We start from the raw sequence: 24,739 nt of genomic DNA on the forward strand, positions 1-24,739 counted from the left end.
TACTAAGGCATATCATTGGAAAATATTTATTTTTGTTTATTAAGTGGTAAAATGTATTTAAGAGGTGAATTAATATGTCCGACAAAAAACTGATTTATATAGCAGATGACGAGGTTAATATATGCAATATAATAAAATCTTTTCTTGTTAAAGAAGGGTATGAAGTAGAAACGTTCAATGATGGCCGTAAAATACTTGAAGCGTTTAATAAAAGACCGGCGGACATGCTTATTATAGATATCATGATGCCGGAATTGGACGGTTTTTCTCTATGTTCATCAATTAGAGAGAAAAGTAATGTACCTGTTATAATTGTATCTGCTAAAGATACTGAGACAGACAAAATAGCAGGCCTTACATTAGGGAGTGATGACTATCTTACAAAGCCGTTCAGCCCTATGGAACTTATTGCAAGGATCAAAAGCATATTTCGCAGAATCGAGATGGATAAAATCAAGAATGAAAAAGTTCAAAAAATAAAGATTGCAGATGTTGTTATAAACTCCGACAAAAAGCAAGCCGAAATTAATGATAAAAATATCGGTTTGACTAACATGGAGTTTGCATTGCTTTATTACCTTGCCGTTAACAAAAACAAAGCAGTAAGCCGCAGTGAACTTCTAGATAAGGTATGGGGTTTTGATAATGAAGTAGAAACACGTGCTACTGATGACATGATAAAGAGAGTCCGTAAAAAGCTTACAGATGTAGGTTCAGCTTTAAAAATCGAAACGGTATGGGGATATGGCTTCAAAGTTGAAGATAAGGAATGATTCTATGAAGAGAAACACAATGAAATGGCGGATCTTCAAATACAACATTATCATAATAGTTGGATTGATAGCATTGACAACTATAGTGTTTAATATCGCCATCCGTTTTTATATTGAAGGTGATATCAAAAAACAGTTGAGTATGATCGCCCAGCAAACTGAATACACAGCATTGCATAAGGGTCCTGACTTTTTCCCCATTAAAGATAAAAAATCACCTCCTCCACCACCAGACACTATAAATGAAACTAACAAAACCGATATCGATCTGCTAGGGTTTCATTTTATGTTGGATCATTCGTTGAGGGAACCTCTTTCAATACTTAATGCCAATTATATACTTCTAGATAATAACAAGGAAGTAATCCCATCTCCAAGCGAGGATTATTTTAGCCTTCCAGAAAATATAGTTGAAAAAGTAACAAACGAGATAGGGCACTTAAAAGATGTAGAAGATCAAAAATATATTAATTTTACAATAAACGGAACAGAATATATATCAATTATCAAACCTATTTCTAATCAGAATTCCATCGGACTAGGCTGGCTGGTAATTTACTCAACCCTCCAAAAGGTTAATCAGCTTAAGTTAGCGATAAATGCTATATTACTTGTAATTCTTGTTTTATCAGCATTAATTGTTGCTGTCTTCTCGTCCATAGCAGCAAAAAAAATATCCGCACCCTTTTCTTCTCTAAGCAAACATATTGGAGCAATTGCAGAGAGGAATTTCGGAACAAAAATTGACCTGCCTGTAGATGATGAGCTGCAGGAATTTGTGATTAATATAAATACCATGTCTGAGAAGCTTGAATCGTATGATAAAGCTCAGAAAACCTTTCTGCAAAATGCTTCACACGAGTTTAGAACTCCTCTTATGTCTATTCAAAGTTATGCTGAAGGAATAAAGTATGATGTCGTAGAAAAAGACACTGCTGCTGATATAATAATTGATGAAACCAAGCGAATGACCCATCTTGTAGAAGATTTATTATATTTGTCGCGTCTTGATGCAATAGAAGAAAACTACCACTATAACGCTCTGGATTTTAACGATTTTATAAATACCTGTAAGGAACGAATGAACGGCATTGCTATAAAAAGCAATATAAGCCTTATAGCCAATTCCCTCAGTTATAATATTTCAATATATGCAGATGAAGATAAGCTCTTCAGAGCATTTACGAATATAATCAGCAACTGCATACGATATGCAAACAATACTGTAGAGATCAAATCACAAAAGCTTTCCGAAAATCAGCTCCAGATTACCATATGTGATGATGGCCCCGGAATTGATGCCAAAGAGCTTCCAAATATCTTTGAAAGATTTTACAAAGGCAAAAAGGGTAACGTCGGCCTGGGTTTAGCTATCAGCAAAAATGTAATAGAAAAACACAATGGAAAAATAACAGCACATAATTCCCAATGTGGTGCAATTTTTACAATTATATTGCCTATAAAATGACGTTTAAGAGTATTTTAAGCTTTCTTATCTATAATTTTTATATTAGGAAGAAGGTATAAACATGAGGATCTTAATAGTTGAAGATGAAATCAGACTTGCGGACACACTCCGTGAAATCATGCTTGAAAATAAATATATAGTGGATGTTGTGTATAATGGCGCAGATGGCCTGGACTATGCAATGACAGGCGTTTATGATGTTATTGTACTGGATGTAATGCTCCCCAAAATTAATGGCTTCGAAGTTGTTAAAACAATGAGAAAAAACAAACTGCAAACTCCTGTAATTCTTCTTACTGCAAAGGATGAAGTATCAGACAAAATAGCAGGTTTGGACAGCGGGGCTGATGATTATTTAACCAAGCCTTTTGTTCCTGATGAGCTATTAGCCAGAATCCGTGCATTGTCCAGAAGACAAGGCGAAATAATCATGGATTCAATGCAATTTTCAGACCTGTCTCTTAATCTTGCTACCTATATGTTGGAATGCGGATCAAAATCAGTGCATTTAGGTTATAAAGAATTCGAAATACTACGCTTGCTTATGTTAAACCCAACGATGGTTGTTCCAAAGGAAACACTAATTACTAGAGTATGGGGAGATGAATCCGACGCAGAGGATAATAATGTGGAAGTATATATTTCATTTCTAAGAAAGAAGTTTTCCTATCTAGGCTCAAAAGCAACTGTTTCAACTGTTAGGAAAATTGGGTACTTCCTAGAGGAGGCACCTTAAATGATTCAAAAATTAAAAACAAAGTTCATTATAATAAATATGGTTTTAGTAAGCATTGTTCTCATAGTTACTTTTATTACAATTGGCATTTCCACGTATCAAAGACTAGTAAGTGAAAGCTATGTTGCACTTGAAGAAAATCTTTCAAAGCTTAGTGCTGAAGGAATGCCAAAAAGAAGAATAGAGCCGCCAAGAAATGAACCTCCTGATGATAAAAAACCTATGAATAACAATGTTGTTTTTAAAGTAGTTTTAAATTCTGACAATAAAATCTATAAAACAGTAGGAAACGTAGAAATATCTGATGAAGTGCTAAATGAACTTATTCAGCAATGTATCAATGATAATAAGCCGACCGGTACTATATCAAGTCAGGATTTTCGCTATATGATGAAGGATAAACATGGCGTTACAGAAATTGCCTTTTATGATTTAAGTTCAGAGCAAACTATTATGTACAACTTAATAATTACTTTTACACTGGTTGGTTTGGCCAGTTTAGGCGCCTTTTTCATTATTAGCCTTTATCTTGCCAAATGGGCTTTAAAACCTGTAGAAAAGTCTTGGGAACAACAGCGGCAATTTATTGCAGATGCTTCCCATGAATTAAAGACACCACTTACTGTTATCCTTGCTAATACAGATGTTCTAGCGGCTCATAAAGGAGAAACCATTCAAAGTCAACTCAAGTGGCTTGACTATATCAAGACAGAATCTACAAGAATGAAGGGTCTCGTAAATGATTTATTGTTTCTGGCCAAATCTGATGCATCAAGAAATACTGTAGTTACATCTATATTTAATTTTAGCGACCTGGTCTGGAGTTGTGTGCTTCCATTTGAATCAATTGCATATGAACAGGGTAAGGATTTACAAAGTGATATCAAGTCTGATATCTCTTTTAAGGGTGATGAGGGAAAACTTAAACAATTAATTATGATTCTTCTTGATAATGCCTGCAAATACTCAGATGAAAAAGGTGTTATAAAAATAAACTTAAGTCAAAAGCAGGATAAAATTCTTCTCGAAATAACAAACTCCGGAGAACCAATTCCTGCTCAGCACCTACCTCATTTATTTGAACGTTTCTACCGTGCAGATGAATCAAGAGCAAGGGAATTAGGTGGATATGGCCTTGGGCTGTCCATTGCACAAAATATTGTAGAAATGCATCATGGTAAGATCTCAGTAACAAGCACAAAAGAAGCTGGTACAACATTTTATGTCATTTTTTAGGCAGTAAGTGGGTCAGTGCTTCCCCTTCTGACTCACTTACCTAAAAGCCATAAAATATACCATAACAATCAAACCCAGTACAATTCTATAATAACCAAAGGCAGTAAAATCTTTCCTTCTAATATATCCCATAAGAAACTTAATTGCAAAAATTGAAACCACAAAAGCTACAATCATACCTGATAAAAGTACTGTTAATTCTGATCCGGTAAATGCAAATCCAAATTTAACAATCTTTAAAAGACTCGCTCCAAACATAACTGGTATTGCTAAAAAGAAGGAGAACTCCGCTGCTATTTCTCTTGAACAGCCAATTAGTATCGCCCCCAAAATAGTTGCCCCAGAACGTGAAGTCCCAGGAATCAAGGACAACACTTGAAATATACCGATTATTGCAGCTGTCTTGTAACTAAGTTGGTCAAACCCATTAACCAAAGAAGTCTTTGCTCTATTTCGCTTTTCCAGAAGGATAAATAAAATACCATAAATAATTAAGGTAGCTGTAACTGTTTGGTAATTGTAGAATAGAGCATCTATTTTATCATCAAAAGGTATACCTATTATTGCTGCCGGCATAACCGCAACCAATACCTTCATCCACAAGGAAATAGTATCCTTCTTTACTTGCAGCTTCTTTTCTTTGAAAGATACAGGAAACAACTTATTCCAAAATAGCATTATTACTGCTAATATTGCTCCAAGCTGAATAACAACCAAAAATACCTCCTTGAATTCTTTGGACACATTTAGCTTTATAAACTCATCTGCCAAAATCATATGCCCCGTACTACTGATTGGCAGCCACTCTGTAATTCCTTCAATAATACCAAGAATAATTGCTTTAATAATTTCCATATTTTTTTGCGTCTCCTCCAATTGAAATTAAAACCAAAGTTATATTTTAGCATTCCTACAGTTTTTCACTCTAAAAATTTGTGTTGTAAAGTACAATTTTCAAAAGCAACAGTCTTTTCATAACCTGTCAGGTAACTTGTAAATCGCCTTATGATTTCTATGAAATTATACATCAGAAGGATTCCAATATCAACCACATTTTAATAATAATGAATATGGATTTTATGTAGCTGAAAGTATAATATACATAATTTGAGCAGCATACAGGTTATACTAATTTAATAAAACAAGCGGCATGCATCATTAGTACTGTTCGTTATCATGAGGTGAAAAATGGAACCATTAGTTGCACTAACAAGGTCTAATTATATAGAAAGCCTGCATTATGGGTTTATCTGTGTAGTAAACTCATCTGGAAAAATTCTTTATCATCTGGGTGATTACAATACTAAAATATTTTTCCGTTCGTCTGCAAAACCGATTCAAGCAATACCGCTTATCAAATCAGGTGCAGCAAAAGCATTTAACCTTTCGAAAAAGGAAATTGCCATTGCATGCGCCTCACATACTGGTCAAAAAAAGCACCAGGAGACTATTAAATCGATTTTGAACAAACTGGACCTTGATGAGGCAAACCTGCACTGCGGCATAACAAAGCCTTCTAATGCTGAAGAATATAAAAACCTTGTAAGCGAAGGCAACTCACCTTCAGCCACCCACTGCAGCTGTTCCGGCAAGCACTCCTCAATGCTGGCTCTTGCTAAATTCAGAGGATACGATATAGGTAGTTATGAAAAAACAGGCAGCCCCGTACAACAAGAGATTTTACAAACAATCGCCGAATTCACCAATGAGGATGTAAACTCTATACCTTTTGGAACTGACGGATGCGGTGTGCCGGTATACCTTCTACCTATATATAAAATTGCCCTGTCGTACGCAAAATTTTCGGAGAATTCCGAGAACCCAGCTAGTTCTTATTACTATCCATGCAGAACTATTTTTGAGTCTATGGTAAGCTTCCCGGAAATGGTTGCAGGTGACAAAGAATTCTGTACAGAGTTGATGCAGGTGACAAAAGGAAAACTCATAGGAAAGTTAGGCAGCGAGGCAGTGTATTGTCTTGGTGTAAAAGAAGGTAACCTTGGTATCTGTATAAAGATTATTGATGGTAATAGTCGGGCACTTTATCCAATAGTCATTCAAATTTTAAAAGAGCTTGATATTTTAGATGAAGCAGAGTTCTCAAAGCTAAAACACTGGTACAACATTGAATTGAAAAACAATTTAAATGAAACCATAGGAAAAATACTGCCTATTTTCAACATAAAAAAGCCGATAAGTCATCGGCATTTTTTAGGCGAAAATATTTTATTTGAGTAATACCATCTTTAAAATAGTCCGGTTTATGAATTCTTCATAATAACGTCTTCAATCGCATTTGCAACATCTTCACAAGCATCACAGCACTTCTCCAGGAAGTGGAATGTAGATTCCCATGCTGCCACTTCTTTAAAGTCATTACAATTGACGTATAGATCCCTCATAGCTTCTGTATAAAGCTTGTCTCCATCTTCCTCAAGGTGATTAACATCTACGATCAATTCATGTAAAGTCTTGGATTTTCTGAAATTATGCAGCTCACCAAGAGCTACCTTTAATGAGTCACAGCATTTAACAATAACTTCTGTCATCTTTAAAGCATATGGACGGATATTCGTAACATTAAACATATACATTCTAAGCGCAACATCCTCAATTGCATCTGTAACATTATCTATTGTATTTGCCAATGCCATGATATCTTCTCTCTCAATAGGCGTGATAAATTCCTTTACCAGCTTTTTTGTCATTACATGCCTTGCTTCATCTCCAGCATGCTCAATACTGTGCATTTCTTCTACTTTCTTTACTAATTCGTCCGCCTTAAAATTGTTCATGATTTTATTCAACAAATCTGCTGCTTTACAAGAGTGTTCAACTAATTCTACAAACGTATCATAGTAGTATTCATCTTTTTTACGAGCCATAATTCCCAATCCTCTTTCATTAAATTATATTATTCGTTAAAATATCTGCATAAATAACCACGCCATCAAAAAGCCTATCAGACCACATCCAGGGAATGTAAGAACCCATGCGAGCATCATTTCTTTAACAACTCCCCAGTTTACTGAAGATATACGTTTTGCTGCTCCAACACCCATAACGGCAGTTGTCTTTGTATGGGTTGTACTAACCGGCAATCCGGTTGTAGATGCTATAAAAAGGCATATAACCCCTGCAAAATCGGCCGCAAAACCCTGATGTTTTTCAAGCTTTACCATATCCATTCCCACAGCTTTTATTATACGGTATCCTCCGATAGAAGTACCAAAAGCCATTACTACTGAGCAAAGAATAATCAACCAGAGCGGAATATGAAATTCGGTTACTGATTGTCCCCTAGCGAGAAACATTCCCAGCAAAAATACTCCCATGAATTTCTGTCCATCCTGTGCACCATGCATAAATGCCATACCTGCACTACCCAAGATCTGCGCATCCTTAAAAAGAGTAAATGTTTTTGCCCTGTTTAAGCCTCCACAAATCAATTCTACTATCTTTACAATCACCCAGCCCATAATAAAACCTAATCCGATAGATAATGCCAATCCATAAAGAACCTTAACCCACTCGCTAAAATTAATACCACCTATGCCTCCCTGAAGTGCAATTGCGGCACCACTAATTCCTGCGATCAGTGCATGGCTTTCACTTGTTGGAATCCCAAACCACCAAGCTGCCGTTGCCCAAAGAACAATTGCAAAAAGGGCCGCACAAAGTGCTATAAGTGCTTCCCTAGGATCTCCACCAAAATCAACCATATTGTAGATAGTCTTTGCTACCTTCGAATTTACCATAGTCATAACTAAAACACCCAAGAAATTAAAAACAGCTGCCATCCCAATAGCAGTCTTAGGTTTTATTGACCTAGTTGAAACACAGGTAGCAATGGCATTAGGAGCATCCGTCCAACCATTAACCAATATAACTCCTAAAGTTAGTAGTGTAGTTACAACTAAAGCTGGATTTCTCAATAATTCGCTTAAAAAACCACTAAGTGTTACTGTCATTTTTCATCAACTTTCCTTTGATTTTCATAAATTTTTCTCTATATGTCTTTTTTACCTTCTTGACCTTTTTTAGAATAGCATAATTTATGTGGACATACAATAGCCATTAGCAAATCTTACAGCTATTTAACATTTATTTAACAATTTGATTACATGTATATTATATTTTAAGTTTACCATCTTATCCTTAAAAATATCTTAAAATTTGGTTTGTATTTCTAAGTTTATTTTATCCGTTTTTGAAAAAAGAAATCATTAAAAAAAGAGCTGCAGATTAAAGTCTGCAGCCCCAAATTAGCAAAATGTTGGAACTTATTTTGTCGTCTGAGCCTCAACCAGTCTCTTACCACAATATATTTCGCGAAGACGCGGCTTCTCAATTTTGCCGGTAGGATTTCTTGGTACCTGGGCAAAAATAATTTTATGTGGTCGTTTATAACGCGGCAACTCCATACAAAACTCGTTAATATCTTCTTCAGTGCATACCGCACCTTCCTTCAGTTCAATAATTGCTGCTGCAATTTCTCCAAGTCTCTCGTCAGGTAAACCGATCACAGCCACATCCTTAATAGCATTATTCGCACGCAGGAAATCTTCAATCTGTACAGGATACAGGTTTTCCCCACCAGTGATAATAACATCTTTTTTACGGTCAACCAGATAAACAAAACCATCTTCGTCCATTCGTGCAACATCCCCAGTATATAACCAACCGTCCTTGAGTATTTCTGCAGTTGCTTTCGGGTTGTTGAAGTAGCATTTCATCACACCGGGACCTTTGACAATCAATTCACCTACTTCTCCTTGCTCAACAGGCTCGCCGTTCTCTTTAACTATTGCAATTTCCCATAGATAGCCTGCTTTTCCGATTGATCCAACCTTATGTATGTTTTCAACCCCAAGATGAACACAGCCTGGCCCAATTGATTCACTGAGACCATAGTTGGTATCATACTGATGATTTGGGAATACCTGCTTCCATCTGCGTATCAGACTAGGAGGCACTGGTTGTGCTCCAATATGCATCAGTCTCCATTGGTCAATGCGATAGTCTTCCAGTCGAATGTCACCACGCTCGATAGCATCCAGAATATCTTGCACCCATGGCACAAGCAACCAAACAATAGTCGCTTTTTCTTCAGACACCGCCTGCATAACCCACTCAGGCTTAACCCCCCTGAGAATAACAGCTTTGCTTCCAGACAAAAGACTGCCGAACCAGTGCATTTTAGCACCAGTATGATAGAGCGGCGGAATACACAAAAACACATCTTCACGTGTCTGCGAATGATGGTTCTGCTCAGTCATACACGAGGAAATCAGTGCATGGTGTGAATGAAGAATCGCTTTTGGAAATCCGGTTGTACCGGAAGAAAAATATATTGCTGCATCGTCATCGTCCTTCAACTCAACAGCCGGTGCTGTGGATGAGCAATAAGAAACAAGTTTATCATAACTATCAGCAAAAGTAGGTCTGTTTTCGCCAACATAGAAAAATGTTTTGACGCCGTGGAGATGGTCAAACACCTGCTCCACACGTCCAATAAATTCCGGCCCAAATATCAGGGCATCAGCCTCTGCCAACTCCAGACAATACTTTATTTCGTCTGCAGTATAACGGTAATTCATAGGCACAGCCAGAGCTCCAGTTTTCAAAATTCCAAAGTATATTGGAAGCCACTCAAGGCAGTTCATAAGCAAAATTGCAACTTTATCACCCTTTTTGATTCCTCGGGTAAGCAAAAGGTTTGCAAAACGGTTTGCCTTTATATCAAATTCCTTCCATGTCATTTCACGACGATATTTTTCATTCGGGCTTGTCTCGATCAGGTTGTATTCACGCCAGGTAACTGTATGATCGGGTTGATTGGTTGGATTGATTTCAACGAGACTGACCTCCATTGGATAAAGTTTTGCATTTCTTTCAAGAAAATCAGTAATAGCCATTTTTCAGCATCCTTTCTTTGCCTGTAAAATCATATAAAATCAGGCTAAATCGGTATAAAAATACGTCCTCTGTTGAAGCAGTCACAAACTGCATTAAAACAGAGGACGGATATATCCGTGGTACCACCTCATTTGCTGCCACCTAACAGAGTACAGCCAATAGAGCAATCACATTATGCTCCGGCACATTAACGGGCATTCCCGCCGCAGTCTACGTGGAAAACCGCTTGTAAAATTAATTCCATTCTATCACTGACATGTACAATTTTCAAGTGCTTATCCTATTTGTTGTAGACTTTTCATATACCAACTACTTACTGACATATATAAGGTTACTAGTATATAATCCCATTATAACAGAGGAACGTTCAAGTTTTTTGCTCTGTGCGCTTAAATTCCGAACTCATTTATCGAAAAATTTGAGGTACTCCTCATACCCTTCCCTTTTAAGATCTTTTACAGGTATAAAACGTAAGGCTGCTGAATTTATACAATACCTTACACCTGTTGGTGTTGGGCCATCACCAAATACATGCCCCAAATGAGAGTCTGCATATTTGCTTCTCACTTCAGTACGTATCATTGAATGACTTTTATCAACCTTTTCTTTTATATTTTCCTTAACAAGAGGTTTATCAAAACTCGGCCATCCGCATCCTGAATCAAACTTGTCAAGCGAAATGAATAATGGCTCTCCCGAAACAATATCTACATAAATTCCGTCTTCTTTATTATCCCAGTATTCGTTCTCGAAAGGCCTTTCCGTTGCATTCTCCTGGGTTACTTGATACTGCAATTTTGACAACTTATTCCTTAATGTATCATCATCTAATTTAATATATTGTTTTTCTGCAGTTTCCCTTATTCTGCAAGTCTTTTGAATAAACGCCTCCCGACCTGAGCCAATCTTGTAGCTCTTATAATGCTCAGGATTTTTCAGATGATAATCTTGATGATATTCCTCTGCAGGATAAAATTCTGAAGCCCTTATTATCATTGTTGCAATAGGTTTATTAAAGCTTCCTCCATTTTGCAAATTTCTCTTTGATTCCTCAGCCAGCTCTCTCTGCTTTTCATCATGGTAAAATATTGCTGTACGATACTGCGAACCCTTATCAAAAAATTGTCCATTTGGATCATTGGGATCAATCTGGCTCCAAAAAATATCCAGGAGGTTTTCATACTTAACCATCCCAGGGTCGTATTTGATCTGTACAGCTTCAAAATGCCCTGTTTCTCCCAAGCAAACCTGCTCATACGTCGGATTCTTAATATGTCCTCCAGTATAGCCTGCAATCACTTGATAAACACCACCAAGTTCTCTAAATGGAGGAACCATACACCAGAAGCATCCACCAGCAAATGTAGCAAATTTATAATCCAATTCGTTAAATTTATTGTTCATAATAACGTCCACTCCCATCCAGTACAATTTTGCACTCACCTAATACTTATAATATCGTTACCCTTAAATATTATATATAAATCGCAGTTTTTTAAATTATAGAAACTATTTCCTCATATAGCAATTTGATATTTATGAAATCTGTTTTACAAAATATATAATAGAAAGTACAATAACTAACTTTCCTTTGTTGGTATTAATTTATGTACACACTTATTCCTTAAATTATATCTTTGATACATATATAAATTGGATGGTTACAATTTCTTTTATAATCTTATGTAAATCTGAATCTTTTATATAATAATTACACACTATACAATTAAAATATTACTAGATATAAAAACCTGGTTAACTTATCTTAACGATCACTAGATACAATTGTTGACATATCATTCAAACTGTCGTAACATTAATATGTTAATTTATATGTCATTATTTACATGTTGTCTATTGATTAATACAAGTTCGGATTTCACAAAAAAATATTGCTGCACGTTGAATTATTGTAGTTAGTCTGTCATAGAAATTACCGAAGAATTCAGTAGCAAATGAAGTGAGGTAGAATGAGTGTTATGGTCTATAAAATTTTATACTATACCAAAAAAGAGTAAGCAAAAACAAACTTAACATGAAAAATCCAAAGTAATATTTCAGCTATTACTTAATAATTTTATTTTTCATTGTATAGAGCATATTCTCCGGTAAATACTACAATAATAGACGAGATTTTAAGCATTATCTTTAGATTTCAAGAAAGTTATTAAATATTAGGAGAAGATACTTATGATAAACAACAGTTTAAACCCTCAAGCTGGACTTAAAATACTGGAAATCGACCCATGGCTTGAACCTCACAGGTACGACTTGGAGGAAAGAATGAAGCGCTACTATGGTGTTAAACAAGCACTCCTTGGTGAATGTAAAAGTTTTAAGGATTTTGCAAACGGCCACCATTATTTTGGCTTTCACCAAACTGAAGAGGGCTGGTATTACCGCGAATGGGCACCTGCTGCTGAGGCCTTATACCTCATTGGAGATTTTAACGGCTGGAACCGGGAATCTCATCCCCTTACTAAAAAAGACAATGGAGTTTGGGAAATATTCCTTCCGGGTAAAAACGCACTACCCCATCAATCCCTTGTCAAAGTACATATAAAAAGTCAGGGGCAAGCTAACGATCGAATTCCGCTTTATATAAGAAGAGTTATTCAGAACCCTGAAAATCACAATTTCAGCGGACAAATCTGGGCACCTGAAAATCCTTTTGTGTGGACAGATTCCGAATTCCAGGTAGATACCTCCAAAGCTCCGTTAATTTATGAAACTCACGTAGGAATGGCTCAGGAGAAGTGCGACATGGGAACCTATAAGGAATTCGAGGATACTATGCTTCCTAGAGTAAAGGACCTTGGATACAATACAATTCAGATTATGGCCATTATGGAACATCCATATTATGCCTCCTTTGGATACCACGTTACCAATTTCTTTGCTGCATCCTCATGGTTTGGTACGCCTGAAGAACTAAAATCGCTTATTAATAAGGCCCATGAGATGGGCATTTCTGTCCTCATGGATATTGTACATTCTCATGCTGCAAAGAATTTTGCAGAGGGTATAAATGAGTTTGATGGTACAGAATATCAGTTTTTCCACTCAGGCGGTCAGGGCACTCACCATGTCTGGGACTCCAAGCTGTTCAACTATGGGAGGCATGAAGTTATTCACTTCCTGTTATCCAACATTAAATTCTGGATAGAAGAATATCACTTTGATGGGTTCCGTTTCGACGGTATAACCTCCATGCTCTACCATGACCACGGACTAGGAACAGCTTTTGACAACTATAACAAGTACTTCAGCATGAATACACATGTTGAAGCATTGACGTATCTTCAATTTGCCAATGAGCTGATAAAAGAAATCAAACCTAACTCAATTTCTATCGCTGAGGACATGAGTGGAATGCCTGGAATGTGCCTTCCCATTGAATATGGTGGAATCGGCTTTGATTACAGGCTGGCCATGGGAATGCCAGACTTCTGGGTCAATACCTTGAAGCATAGAGATGACGACTGGAACATGCAGTCGCTGTACCATGAACTGTCGACAAGCCGTTACATGGAAAAGCGCATAGGCTATGTCGAATCACATGATCAGGCATTGGTTGGAGACAAAACTTTTATTTTCTGGATGGCAGACAAAGAAATGTACTGGCATATGAACAAGGAAAGCCAGAACCTGGTTATAGAACGTGCAATTGCACTGCATAAGATGGCACGGTTTATTACAATTTCGCTTGGTTCAGAAGGATATTTGAATTTTATGGGCAATGAGTTTGGCCATCCGGAATGGATTGACTTTCCAAGGGAAGGTAACGGATGGAGCTTCAAACACTGCAGGAGGCAATGGACTCTTGCCGACAGTGAATATCTTAGATATCACGACCTGAACCAATTTGACAGAGCTATGATTCATTTTATGTCTGAAGAAGGTCTGGTAGGATGTGGAGCCCCTCAAGCTCTTTGGATAGACCAGAATAGGAAGCTGATTGTATTCAGAAAAAAGGACTTCATATTCATATTCAATTTTCACCCGACAGAATCTTATCCGGACTTCGAGCTTCCAATCCATCAGGATGGCCGGTTCCAAGTTGTTATAGATACAGATGAGCATAGGTTTGGAGGGCATGGACGTATAGCCCATGATGTTATTTATGATACTTATAAGCTCAATATGAACCGTGATTTTACCGGAATTTCAATATACTCACCCAATCGTACGGCTTTGGTATTAAAAAAGATATAAACTTTAAATGATAAAAGCAATGGTTTGATATTTACCATTGCTTTTAGTTTAATTGTTCTTGTATTCGCATCCATATGACTCAATCACAACCTATGAATTAATCTCTAAACATTTAAGTCTCTCTTTTTATAAAACACATAAGTTACACAAACCATTACAACAATAATTACTAATGATAAAATCACATAAACAGGTTGTATTCCTCCATCCAACAAATTTTCGGCTTCAAAGTATTTAAACGGAGTAATATACTTCAAACCATCAAGTTTACTGCTCATACTAATTGCTGATGAAAGAACAAACGAAACCAAGAGCACCACTGTAGCAGCACCCGGAGCTGCTTTGGGATTTCTGCTTGCAGCTGCTATCCCTGTACCTATTGATAAGAATACCAGCTGCAATATAAACATTCCGAGCATCAATATAGCTATTTCACCTGTTATTTGCTCACCATTGGCATATTTCCCAACAATGGCTATCGAAAGAATCAGTGTGACAACATTAAATACAACAATATTAAAAAGTGCTGCCAAAAGCTTTGCGGTAATAATTTCAAATCTTGAAACAGGTTTAACCATTAGAAACTCCGTAGTTTTATCCCGTTCTTCCTTTGAAATGATGTTAGCTCCAAGCAATGTAGCATGAATGGTAGCCATTAGCAGTATATATAAATAAAACATACCATAAAATCCGCTGGCTTTTGTCAGGTCAAAATTACCCATTCCCAATACAGCTTTTATTGTTTTAGGTATATTGGAAAAAATCTCATTCATTGACTGGCCTGATTGGGCATATGCAGAAAACTTACCCATTGAAGAAACAACCATGAGCAATATTGCAACACTCCAAATAATAAGTGATTTCCTATGAGCTCTCAATTCTCTTATAAAAATATTCATATGCTCGCTCCCTCCTTAAACCGCATGGATGTCTTTTTTCTTATATATCAGGTAACTTCCCACAATAGCTGAAATAACAAAAATAATTCCTGCAATGACGTAAGAGGCTTCATACGCAGCATTCTGAATAATGTAAGCAGCATCAAAATACCTGAAAGGGGATATATATCTTACTTTTTCTTCCCCAATAATTAATCCAAGATTTCCAATGATGTAAAACCCAAACACCGTACTTAAGGATATGGAAATCACTGATTTGATTTTACCTGCTATAACTGAAACAATAATTCCAATAGCCATAAACATCAATTGTATAAAGAATAATGTAACTGAAATCATCAGAAATAATTTTAGATTATAGTCACCAACTATAGCTGTTGCAGACAAAATCGTCAATCCCAGATAAATAATATTCGTTATTGCCAGTGAAGACGATACTGCCAAGACCTTTGAGGTCAGCACTCTTTCACGGCTTACAGGCTTTGTCATAAGGAAATCCGCAGTTTTGTCACGTATTTCTTTTGATACAATGGCTATTCCAAGATTCATTGCCTGAATTGCTCCACACAATACAACAAACGGAAATACAATTGAATAGAAACCAACAAGTGTAGAAATGTTGCCTAAATATAAGTTGAAAACCTTTTTCATTACATCCGGCATGTTATTCACAAAGACTTTAAAAGATTCTATATCCTCTCCAAGGCCTTTGAAAATAAATATATACATAACTGCCAGTAAAGACATGGAAAGTGACCAAATAATTACAGATTTGCGGTAAGCCCTCAGTTCATGCAGGAATATATTCATAACCCTCAGGCCTCCTTTTCATAGTAGTGCATAAAGATTTCCTCAAGACTTGGTTCCTCTATCCAGACATTGGATATTTCCACATCCGAAATCTTTTTCATTATCAAGTTGACATTACCCTTAAACAAAAAGCTCACTGACTTATCCTTTATTTCAAGATTACTCACGCCACCAATGTTGAAATAGTTTGGGTCTACTTCCGATTTCATTTCAACCTTGAACTTCTTATAATTATTCTCTGTCAAATTACTCATTTTTTCCAGTTTGATAATTCGGCCTTCTTTAATTATGGCTACGCGTGTGCACAACCTTTGAACTTCACTTAATACATGGGACGACAGGAGAATTGTTGCACCTTTTTTATTTTCCTCCTTAAGTAAATCAAAGAACTTTTGCTGCATAAGAGGATCAAGACCGCTTGTGGGCTCATCAAGTATAATCAGCTTTGGCTCATGAAGTAGGCCTTGCACAATCCCGACCTTCTTTTTATTTCCAAAGGACAAATCATCAATTCTTTTCTTGAGGTCTAAATCCATTATTTCAGCCAGTTCCTTGATTCTTTTGCTGCAATCCTTTTTATAAAAACTAGCAGAATATTTTAACAGGTCAATAACCTTCATTTTATCGTAATAAAATACTTCCGAGGGTAAATAACCAATATCTCTGGCAATTTCGGGAGCAAATTTGATGCAATCCTTTCCAAAAATCTCAGCACTGCCACTGGTTGGATAAATCAAAGATAGCAGGGTCCTGATTGTAGTAGACTTACCCGCTCCGTTAGGGCCAATAAACCCAAAAATTTCGCCTTCCTCGACATTAAAGCTAACATCAATAATCCCTCTCGATTTACCATAGTTCTTGGTCAGGTTTTTAATTTCGATAACATTCATATCTGAAACCTCCCATGCTGTATTATTTTTCCCTCAATTAAAAATATACTATCCTGAGAGTATAATAGAACTCTCGAAGATAGCATATCATAAAATCCTGCAAATAAGTATTAAATTAGCATATAAACTCAAAGTTTTTAATTGACATTCCTGTACTTTTTTCCTCAAATAACCTCCATTTATGCAAGTACTGCTTGCACAAGCAGTAAATTACTGTCCTTTTGCAGCTAGAGGTGCCGGAACAACATAAACTCTCTTTGCCAATTCAGCATCAAGCATTAATATACCTTTTCCGTCATTCTCGCCTATCAGTTTAATACTGCTGAGATTCTGTTCTGCATTGGCTTCTTCCTCAGTCTGCTCATCTATGAACCACTTTATGAATGAATTCGTTTTATGATCACGATCTTCAATAGCTTGATCAGCAATACTGTAAATGGAACCTGTTACAAAGCGTTCATGCTCAAGTGCTTTGGTCAATACTTCTTCAATAGAATTGAAATTCCATTCAGGTGCTGGTAATTCCTGAAGTTTTACACGTCCCCCCACAAGATTCAAATAATTCAAGAAGATAATTGCGTGATCTCTCTCCTCCATTGCCTGTACTCTGAACCAATTGGCAAAACCGTTTAGATTTCTTGATGTAAAGTATACTTCAAAAGAAAGATAAAGGTATGCAGAATAAAATTCTTTTTGAATTTGATCATTTAACAATTTTTCAAGTTTTTCGTTAATCATGTTAGCTTTCATCCTTTCAACAACTTTATAGTTATTCTTTCCTAACAAAAATATACCCACAAATAACTAATCTGAAACGTTTCATATTAATTTTTACCTCTTCTCAATTATCATAAAAAAATTTCCGTTTCTAATCAGAGTACATACTAAGGTTCAAACTTTTTAAGGAATTATCCATCCGTTCTTTCAAAATAAACCTCCGGTAAAACAATTCTAACTTCATACTCAGAGTCTTCCTTCTGCCAATATACAATGAACCTGATTTTAGCCGTTTTTGGCACATAGCTTTTTTGTTTCATAGCCTCAATCTGGTTTAAAAAGTGCTTTGAAAATCTTATAACTGGCTGCCCTTTTGAATTGAGGCAGCATTCTCCGTCAACTGTAAGTTCGTCTCCGCTGTTAAGTTGTGATATTAGATTCTGGCAGGATAAAAAGTAATCCAGCCAAACATCCTTAAAAGTTAACTGCATTACCAATTGATCCGGAGGTAAATAAACCTCATTATCTTCAACTATTTTAAGATTCTCTGTTTTTATGAAGTTAAAATAAGTTCCGTTATAGTGAATAGTCAAGTTTCGTTTAGCTCTTGTCATAGCAACATAAATCTGTCTTACCCCTTCGTCTGTACAGACATCGAATTGATCAAGCATAAGAAAGACATTTTCAAACTCTCGGCCTTTGGCCTTATGAATTGTTGAAACAAATATGGTCTCGGCTTTTTCGCCAAAGAAATCTTCTATTTTTGATTCCCGTATAAAAATTTCCAAATCCGATTTGTATTTATTTTTTGGATTGGTAGCCTCAAAATCCTTAATGATGTTTAGGCACATTTCTAAATTTGAGCTGCCGTAAAACCTTTCTATCAATTTCCGCTTTGCATTTGCCCAATTTTCCTCGCCTATCATATAAGTGTCTTCCTCCAAATTGAGCTGGCTTAGAAAAAATCGAACTTCCAAAAGATTATATATATTAAACCCTTCATTGGATTGAATAAGTTTTGCCTGCATTCCAAACTTCACAAGCAATCCGGCAATCTGCAGAGCTTCTTCATTACTCCTGGTCAAAACGCAAGTAGATCCTGAAAGTTCTTCTGAGAGAACATCATAAACCATTGGCGTGATCAGGTTGCGACTCCTGTGCCGAATCAGTTTGATTCTGCCATTATCTCTCTGTACTGCATAAATAGGTATATTCTTTAAACGATGTGAAATTTTCTTTACAAACTGATTTGTGAAATCAACAAGGTTACTTTTACTTCTATAGTTTTCAATTAGCTCATACATAACAGCGTTCTGAACCTTTATCATATGTTCCAGATATTTAGAACTTGCACCTCTGAATTCATAAATATTTTGGTCGTCATCCCCAACTGCAATAACTCTCATATCCTCATTTTGTTCAACCAATTCGTTAATAAGTGCAAACTCGTCTGCATCCATGTCCTGAGCTTCATCTATAACTAAAACCATTTTGGTTATTCTGCCGGCTTCAACTTCACCACTTTGAATTCTCCTAATAGCCTCTTTTATTACTTCATCCGTTTTTTCCAGTGTTCCAACCCTTCCTAACAAGTCAAAGCAATAGGAGTGAAATGTTTTAATCTCAACAAAATTGGCAGCATTACCAATCAGCTTCAACAAACGCTTTTTAAATTCAGTTACAGCTGCCCTTGAGAAAGTCACCATCAGAAGTTGTTCATGCTTGACATCTTCCATTAATAATAATGAAGCAAGTTTGTGAACCAGAACGCGGGTCTTACCGCTCCCAGGCCCTGCTGCCACAACAATGTGTTTTGTTTGATTATCAGTAATAATTTTTAATTGGGTGGGCGAAAGTTCTCCAAAAAGTTGTTTGAATTTTGTTGGTGTAATATTTCGTTTGATTTCATTTTGGCGGCTTCCCTTGAAGTATTTATTTAAAAATGAAGTATAGTTCAGTTGAAAGTAATCATCTACAAACTGCAATGCATCTTTGTAATCGCTGATCATTTTCCTCGCATACTCTCCGACAATGTGAATTTGCTGCACCTTATTCTCGTAGTATTCCTTTAATTTCTGATAGTCCTCTATCTTGTACCTCTTTTTATTGTCCCTCTCAATACGTTCAATAGACATAGGATTATATAAAACCATAAATCCGCCCTCTATTTTCAATGCTCCGATTCTGGACAGATAAAAAAGTGCATCTTCAACGTCTTCAACATCAATTTTCGTATTAAAAAATGTCAGTTGCAGCCCAAATTCTTCTTTCAGCTCGAAAACCGAGAACTCAACCATAACTTCTTCTTTGTTACTTTCTTCATTCCTTATACTTGTATTGCTTTTATCGTAAAGATACTCCAAAATGAATTGTGCCAGGTCATGTCTTTGCGTAAGCTTTTCTTCAAGCAAATCTTTATCATAAAGAGAAAGCACTGTGATATAGTTTGATGAATAACCTGTACTTTGTCTCTTTATCCAATTTTTGATCACCCAAAAGTTTATGACAGTTTTAATGTTCCTGGGAGTTACGTCCTTACAGCCGAAACTTTCAGCCTGCTCGTTTAACTCTTTAATATGAAATGTTTTTTCCTCATTAGTAAAAATAGTCAAAAGAAAATTTTCAATACGTACAAAACTTTTTAATATGACAAGTGAACGGTTTTTGTTTTCCTTTCTCTTTATAAATGCTCCTAAATCTTTCGTAAAAGCCAATATTTTTTCTTCCCGTAGCAGATTTACAGTTTGAATTACATCCTCCTTGGTAATACCTAGATGGTCTGAAATATAATCAATTCTAGACTCAGCTTCTTCTCCTAATGCACTTTTTCTGCTTCTACTAGAAATTAAACTCTTAATTATTCGAATTGCATTTTCCTTTTGCTTTCCTTCAAACCTATTTGATGTATTGATTTTGTCAATTGCCTCTTGGGCATTTTTGGATAGAATGCTATCCGCAAATATTCTTGGCATATTCTGTCCACGCTTAACATATCCGGCATCTTCCAGCGCTGCAATTGCTGTTGTTACCCTTGTTTCTATTCCACCTATATTTTCATCCCACCCAGCCATTCGTGCAATCTCTAACGCCGATTGAGATGTTTTTAAACGTAATCTGGTAATATCTTTTATTGCCCTCCATACCTGTTGTACTTCTTCGATATTCACTTTAGTCTGGTTTAACAGCATAAAATGCTTGTTCAGGTCTTCATCATTAAACAGAACATAACAGTCAGCAGAAATAGTTTCATCCCTGCCAGCCCTTCCTGCTTCCTGAACATAATTTTCAAGGGAATCTGATATCTCATAGTGAATAACCATTCCAACATCTTTCTTATCAACTCCCATACCGAAAGCAGATGTTGCAACCATAATCCGAACCTCACCATTAACAAATGCATCCTGATTTTCGCTTTTTTCCTGCTTATCCATTTTTCCATGATACGGTTTTGCCGAATAACCATCGTGTGTTAATCTTTGTGCCAGCTTATAAGCTTTTTTTGTTCTTGAAACATAGATTATGGTTGGACATTTCTTCTGTTCAATCAAATCCCTTACCGTATTGTATTTTTCTTCTTCATTATCTTTTTCAAATACCTTATAATGCAGATTGCTCCTTGATGCACCAGAAGTAAAAAGCTCCATTTCAATAGAAAGCTTTTGCCTGAAGTACTCCCTGATATCCTCAATTACCTTTTGTTTTGCTGTAGCAGTAAAACACGAAACCGGAATTCCTTCCTCCAGGTTTTTCCTTTCCTGAATTGACTTTATGAAATCACCAATATATAAATAATCCACTCTAAAATCCTGTCCCCATGCCGAAAAGCAATGCGCTTCATCAATAACAAACCTAACAACGTTTCTTCCTAGTAGTAATCGTTCAATACTCTTTGAACGTAAAGCTTCAGGAGAAATATACAGTATAGAAGCAGACCCATTTTCAACTCTTTCAAAAGATTTAGCCTTTTCAATAGGGTCAAGCAAACCATTTATAGTAACAGCATCTGTAATACCTGCTTTTTCCAGATTATCAACCTGATCCTTCATCAATGACTGCAAAGGAGAAATAACAACAGTCAAGCCCTTAGAATTAATTCCGCTCATCAATGCCGGTACTTGAAAAGTAATTGACTTTCCTCCACCGGTAGGAAACACAACCAAAAGCGATTTCCTGTCAACAGCTGCTTTGACCGCTCTCTCCTGTAATGCTTCACCTGCGTATTTTCTATAGGAATCAAACCCAAAAAACCGTTTCAAACCTTTATAAATGTCAAGCGCTTCGTTGCAGTAAGTACAACCGCACAAACATGGATTGCCTCTTAGTAGAAACATGACCTTCTCAACTGTAGGAAAATTTTTTAGCACCCATGGCGGAGTAATTGAATAACGGCTTCTTGTATTTATCAATGACAAACAGTAGGCTAATTCGATGGGGTATTTTGATATTATGTCATTCAAATTAGCCTGCTCACATATTTGTGAATAGAACTTCTCCATAATCATTTTTTCAGTATTTATAGCATTTTCTTTAAATCCAACGATATTAAAAAAAGAACAAAACTCCTTTTTGTCTTTTAATAATGAATAATAGATTTGTTTTAATATATCATCTGTATTTTGAAAAGCTGCAACCTCGTCAAAGAAAAGATCCCTGGCCTTTATTGAATCATTGAGCGGATTGTTGAGTTCTTCTGTTTGCAGCTTATCGTCTTTTAATAGAGCATGATAAGGTCTGGTTGGAAACAGAAGCGGAGAAAAAAACAAAGTATCAATAAACTTCAAATTGTTGATATGGGCAGAATTAATTGCATCTTTGATATATTTTAAATCATGATTAAATATATTATGACCACAAACATATTCTGAACCGTTCAGAAATTCAATAAAATGTGCAACAGAATTTGAGTGAAATGAAGAACCATTCCACTTAATCCCCCCAATGTCAAGGATCCTTCCACTATTTAGCTCAATTTCGGTATCAATAAAAACGATAGAGTTCATGTTCTGCCCCCTAAAAAAGCTTTTGAACGGCTCGTAAATTTATTGAAAGCTTCTTTATTTTATAATTATAACCCTAAAAACAGAATTGGTAAAGATTGCTTGCTCTTTTTGATTTTGAAAACGTATCTCAAATTCCAGTCATTTTACAAATACACGCACCTACATTACCTATGGTCTTTCCTCCCATATAGGCCAAATTATCAGGATAAAAGTTTCAAGTTTTAATACTTTATTCCGATTTCTTACTTCATAGTTGTGAATTTTACTGAATTGGGGCAACATAACTATATAATCCTTGCATATGGAGGCATCAAATGGATAAGCATGAAGTAAGTAATATTCTAAATGACATTGGACTTCTTCTTGAAATACAAGGTGAGAGTTTTTTTAAGTCAAAGGCATACTATGATGCTTCTAGAACTATAGAGCTTTTGGACGAAGATCTGGAGGCATTGATTTTAAATGATCGCCTAAAGGAAATAAAGGGAATCGGAAATGCTTTAACTCAAAAAATAACCGAATTAGTTACAACAGGTAAGCTTGAATATTATGAAAATCTTAAGAAAAGTATACCTCATGGTCTGGTAGAAATGCTTAAGATACCTGGATTCGGACCAAAAAAAGTGGCTGCAGTCTATAAACAACTCGGAATAACTACTATAGGTGAGTTAAAGTATGCTTGTGAGGAAAACAGACTTATAAAGCTTGCGGGATTTGGTGAAAAGACTCAGAAAAAAATACTTGAGGGAATCGAGAACTTAAATAAATATTCTAACCAATTTTATTACCCTTTTGCCAAAACACTTGCTGATATGATTATAGCTACGCTAAAAGAAAGTGGACAGGTTATAAGAGTATGTGAGGGCGGCAGCCTCAGGAGAAAAAAAGAAACTGTAAAAGACATTGATATACTGGCAAGCAGTAATAATGCTGAAGCTGTAATGGCTCTTTTTACAAACCACCCGCTTGTAAGTAGTGTTACCTCAAAGGGAGAAACGAAATCCGCTGTCATCCTTAAAGATGGAATAAATGTCGACCTGAGAGTAGTGAGTGATGATGAATACCCATATGCTCTTCACCATTTTACAGGAAGCAAGGAACACAACACAGCATTAAGGCATATTGCAAAGCAACAAGGTATAAAAATAAATGAATACGGCCTTTTTAAGGGAAATGAAACAATAAAATGCAGTGATGAAAAGGACATCTTTAAAGTTTTTGGTATGGATTATATTGAGCCTGAACTGAGGGAAAACAACGGCGAACTTGAGGCTGCAAGCAATAATCAACTTCCATGTCTTGTTGATCATAATGATATAGAAGGAATTCTTCATGTACATTCTACATACAGTGATGGTGCCAATACTATAGAAGAATTGGTGAAGTTCTCTATGAATAAAGGTTATACCTACCTTGGAATCACCGATCACAGCAAGTCCGCATATTATGCTGGTGGACTGGTAGAGGATGATATAAAAAGACAGCATGAAGAAATAGACAAACTAAATGAAAAGTACACTAATTTTACTATTTTGAAGGGTATAGAATTAGATATCCTTCCGGATGGAAGTCTTGACTATACTGATAATGTTCTGTCTAGCTTTGACTTTACTATTGCATCAGTTCACTCATCCTTCACATTAGATGAAGATAAGATGACCGAAAGGGTCTTAAAGGCAATTAGCAATAAATATGTTACTATCTTAGGGCATCCAACAGGAAGACTTTTACTTTCAAGAGAGCCTTTTAAAATAAACATAAATGAGGTAATAAAAGCATGTGCATCACGAAAGGTTATTCTGGAGATTAATGCAAATCCTCACAGGCTGGATATGGATTGGAGGCTGTTAAAAGGTGCAAGATATGAAGGCTGCAAATTCGTTATATGTCCAGATGCTCACAGGCTTGAAGGAATTGATGATATAAAATACGGTGTAAATACTGCTAGAAAAGGATGGCTTGAAAAGGATGATATAGTTAACACCAGAAGTATTGAAGATTTTTTAAAGTTAATAGGACGCTAGCATTTTTAATTGTCAAACCTATTTTTCATACAATTTAAAACATCTTAAATTT

The 24,739-nt window shown here is 36.1% G+C and carries 18 protein-coding genes; 7 read left to right on the forward strand and 11 right to left on the reverse strand.

The window, feature by feature from the left end; genetic code table 11:
* Nucleotides 1-74 precede the first annotated feature (74 nt).
* The 4 genes from ACECE_RS0203585 (at nt 75) to ACECE_RS0203600 (ending at nt 4,213) form a co-directional block, all read left to right on the forward strand.
* The gene (locus tag ACECE_RS0203585; RefSeq protein ID WP_010244191.1) at nt 75-773 is read left to right on the forward strand and encodes a response regulator transcription factor; all 699 of its coding nucleotides are present in this window, start codon (nt 75-77) and stop codon (nt 771-773) included.
* Between the two features lie 4 nt (nt 774-777).
* The gene (locus ACECE_RS0203590) at nt 778-2,241 is read left to right on the forward strand and encodes a sensor histidine kinase (RefSeq protein WP_026073681.1); all 1,464 of its coding nucleotides are present in this window, start codon (nt 778-780) and stop codon (nt 2,239-2,241) included.
* Nucleotides 2,242-2,302: 61 nt separating this feature from the next.
* Nucleotides 2,303-2,977, forward strand: coding sequence for a response regulator transcription factor (locus ACECE_RS0203595; protein WP_010244194.1), 675 nt, complete (start codon nt 2,303-2,305; stop codon nt 2,975-2,977).
* On the forward strand, nt 2,978-4,213 hold the full coding sequence (locus ACECE_RS0203600; protein ID WP_010244196.1) for a sensor histidine kinase: 1,236 nt from the start codon (nt 2,978-2,980) through the stop codon (nt 4,211-4,213).
* 36 nt (nt 4,214-4,249) lie between these two features.
* Here the strand turns inward: ACECE_RS0203600 and ACECE_RS0203605 are convergent, their stop codons facing one another.
* Nucleotides 4,250-5,068, reverse strand: coding sequence for an undecaprenyl-diphosphate phosphatase (locus ACECE_RS0203605; protein ID WP_010244198.1), 819 nt, complete (start codon nt 5,066-5,068; stop codon nt 4,250-4,252).
* Nucleotides 5,069-5,401: 333 nt separating this feature from the next.
* On the opposite strand from ACECE_RS0203605, the gene ACECE_RS0203610 reads away from it, so the two are divergent.
* The gene (locus ACECE_RS0203610) at nt 5,402-6,451 is read left to right on the forward strand and encodes an asparaginase (RefSeq protein ID WP_010244200.1); all 1,050 of its coding nucleotides are present in this window, start codon (nt 5,402-5,404) and stop codon (nt 6,449-6,451) included.
* A 23-nt stretch (nt 6,452-6,474) separates the two neighbouring features.
* Here the strand turns inward: ACECE_RS0203610 and ACECE_RS0203615 are convergent, their stop codons facing one another.
* From ACECE_RS0203615 to msrB, 5 genes are all read right to left on the reverse strand, one after another.
* Nucleotides 6,475-7,098, reverse strand: coding sequence for a DUF47 domain-containing protein (locus ACECE_RS0203615; protein WP_010244202.1), 624 nt, complete (start codon nt 7,096-7,098; stop codon nt 6,475-6,477).
* Between the two features lie 36 nt (nt 7,099-7,134).
* On the reverse strand, nt 7,135-8,184 hold the full coding sequence (locus tag ACECE_RS0203620; RefSeq protein WP_010244204.1) for an inorganic phosphate transporter: 1,050 nt from the start codon (nt 8,182-8,184) through the stop codon (nt 7,135-7,137).
* 312 nt (nt 8,185-8,496) lie between these two features.
* Complete coding sequence (locus ACECE_RS0203625; protein ID WP_010244207.1) at nt 8,497-10,131, reverse strand: class I adenylate-forming enzyme family protein; 1,635 nt, start codon at nt 10,129-10,131, stop codon at nt 8,497-8,499.
* Nucleotides 10,118-10,273 carry a hypothetical protein gene (locus tag ACECE_RS32530; RefSeq protein ID WP_162862463.1) on the reverse strand — a complete coding sequence of 52 codons (156 nt, stop codon included), beginning with the start codon at nt 10,271-10,273 and terminating at the stop codon, nt 10,118-10,120. The genes ACECE_RS0203625 and ACECE_RS32530 overlap by 14 nt, the downstream gene beginning before the upstream one ends.
* Before the next feature lie 261 nt (nt 10,274-10,534).
* Nucleotides 10,535-11,536 (reverse strand): peptide-methionine (R)-S-oxide reductase MsrB, encoded by a 1,002-nt coding sequence (msrB, locus tag ACECE_RS0203630; protein WP_010244209.1) that lies wholly within the window; start codon nt 11,534-11,536, stop codon nt 10,535-10,537.
* Between the two features lie 786 nt (nt 11,537-12,322).
* Between msrB and ACECE_RS0203635 the strand changes: the two genes are divergently transcribed.
* Nucleotides 12,323-14,347 (forward strand): alpha-amylase family glycosyl hydrolase, encoded by a 2,025-nt coding sequence (locus ACECE_RS0203635; protein WP_010244212.1) that lies wholly within the window; start codon nt 12,323-12,325, stop codon nt 14,345-14,347.
* A 104-nt stretch (nt 14,348-14,451) separates the two neighbouring features.
* On the opposite strand, the gene ACECE_RS0203640 is transcribed toward ACECE_RS0203635, so the two are convergent.
* The 5 genes from ACECE_RS0203640 to ACECE_RS0203660 all read right to left on the reverse strand — a co-directional run bounded on the left by ACECE_RS0203640 (nt 14,452) and on the right by ACECE_RS0203660 (nt 22,663).
* Nucleotides 14,452-15,246 carry an ABC transporter permease subunit gene (locus ACECE_RS0203640; protein ID WP_010244214.1) on the reverse strand — a complete coding sequence of 265 codons (795 nt, stop codon included), beginning with the start codon at nt 15,244-15,246 and terminating at the stop codon, nt 14,452-14,454.
* Nucleotides 15,247-15,261: 15 nt separating this feature from the next.
* Nucleotides 15,262-16,056 carry an ABC transporter permease subunit gene (locus ACECE_RS0203645; RefSeq protein ID WP_010244216.1) on the reverse strand — a complete coding sequence of 265 codons (795 nt, stop codon included), beginning with the start codon at nt 16,054-16,056 and terminating at the stop codon, nt 15,262-15,264.
* A 5-nt stretch (nt 16,057-16,061) separates the two neighbouring features.
* Nucleotides 16,062-16,946 carry an ABC transporter ATP-binding protein gene (locus ACECE_RS0203650; RefSeq protein WP_010244217.1) on the reverse strand — a complete coding sequence of 295 codons (885 nt, stop codon included), beginning with the start codon at nt 16,944-16,946 and terminating at the stop codon, nt 16,062-16,064.
* Nucleotides 16,947-17,156: 210 nt separating this feature from the next.
* Complete coding sequence (locus ACECE_RS0203655; RefSeq protein ID WP_010244219.1) at nt 17,157-17,684, reverse strand: ferritin; 528 nt, start codon at nt 17,682-17,684, stop codon at nt 17,157-17,159.
* A gap of 170 nt (nt 17,685-17,854) precedes the next feature.
* Complete coding sequence (locus ACECE_RS0203660; RefSeq protein ID WP_010244221.1) at nt 17,855-22,663, reverse strand: RecQ family ATP-dependent DNA helicase; 4,809 nt, start codon at nt 22,661-22,663, stop codon at nt 17,855-17,857.
* Nucleotides 22,664-22,977: 314 nt separating this feature from the next.
* Between ACECE_RS0203660 and polX the strand changes: the two genes are divergently transcribed.
* A complete protein-coding gene (gene polX, locus ACECE_RS0203665; RefSeq protein ID WP_010244223.1) occupies nt 22,978-24,687 on the forward strand; it encodes a DNA polymerase/3'-5' exonuclease PolX in 1,710 nt (569 codons plus the stop codon).
* The last annotated feature ends 52 nt before the right edge of the window (nt 24,688-24,739 follow it).

The organism is Acetivibrio cellulolyticus CD2 (assembly GCF_000179595.2).
Taxonomy (GTDB): Bacteria; Bacillota; Clostridia; order Acetivibrionales; family Acetivibrionaceae; genus Acetivibrio; species Acetivibrio cellulolyticus.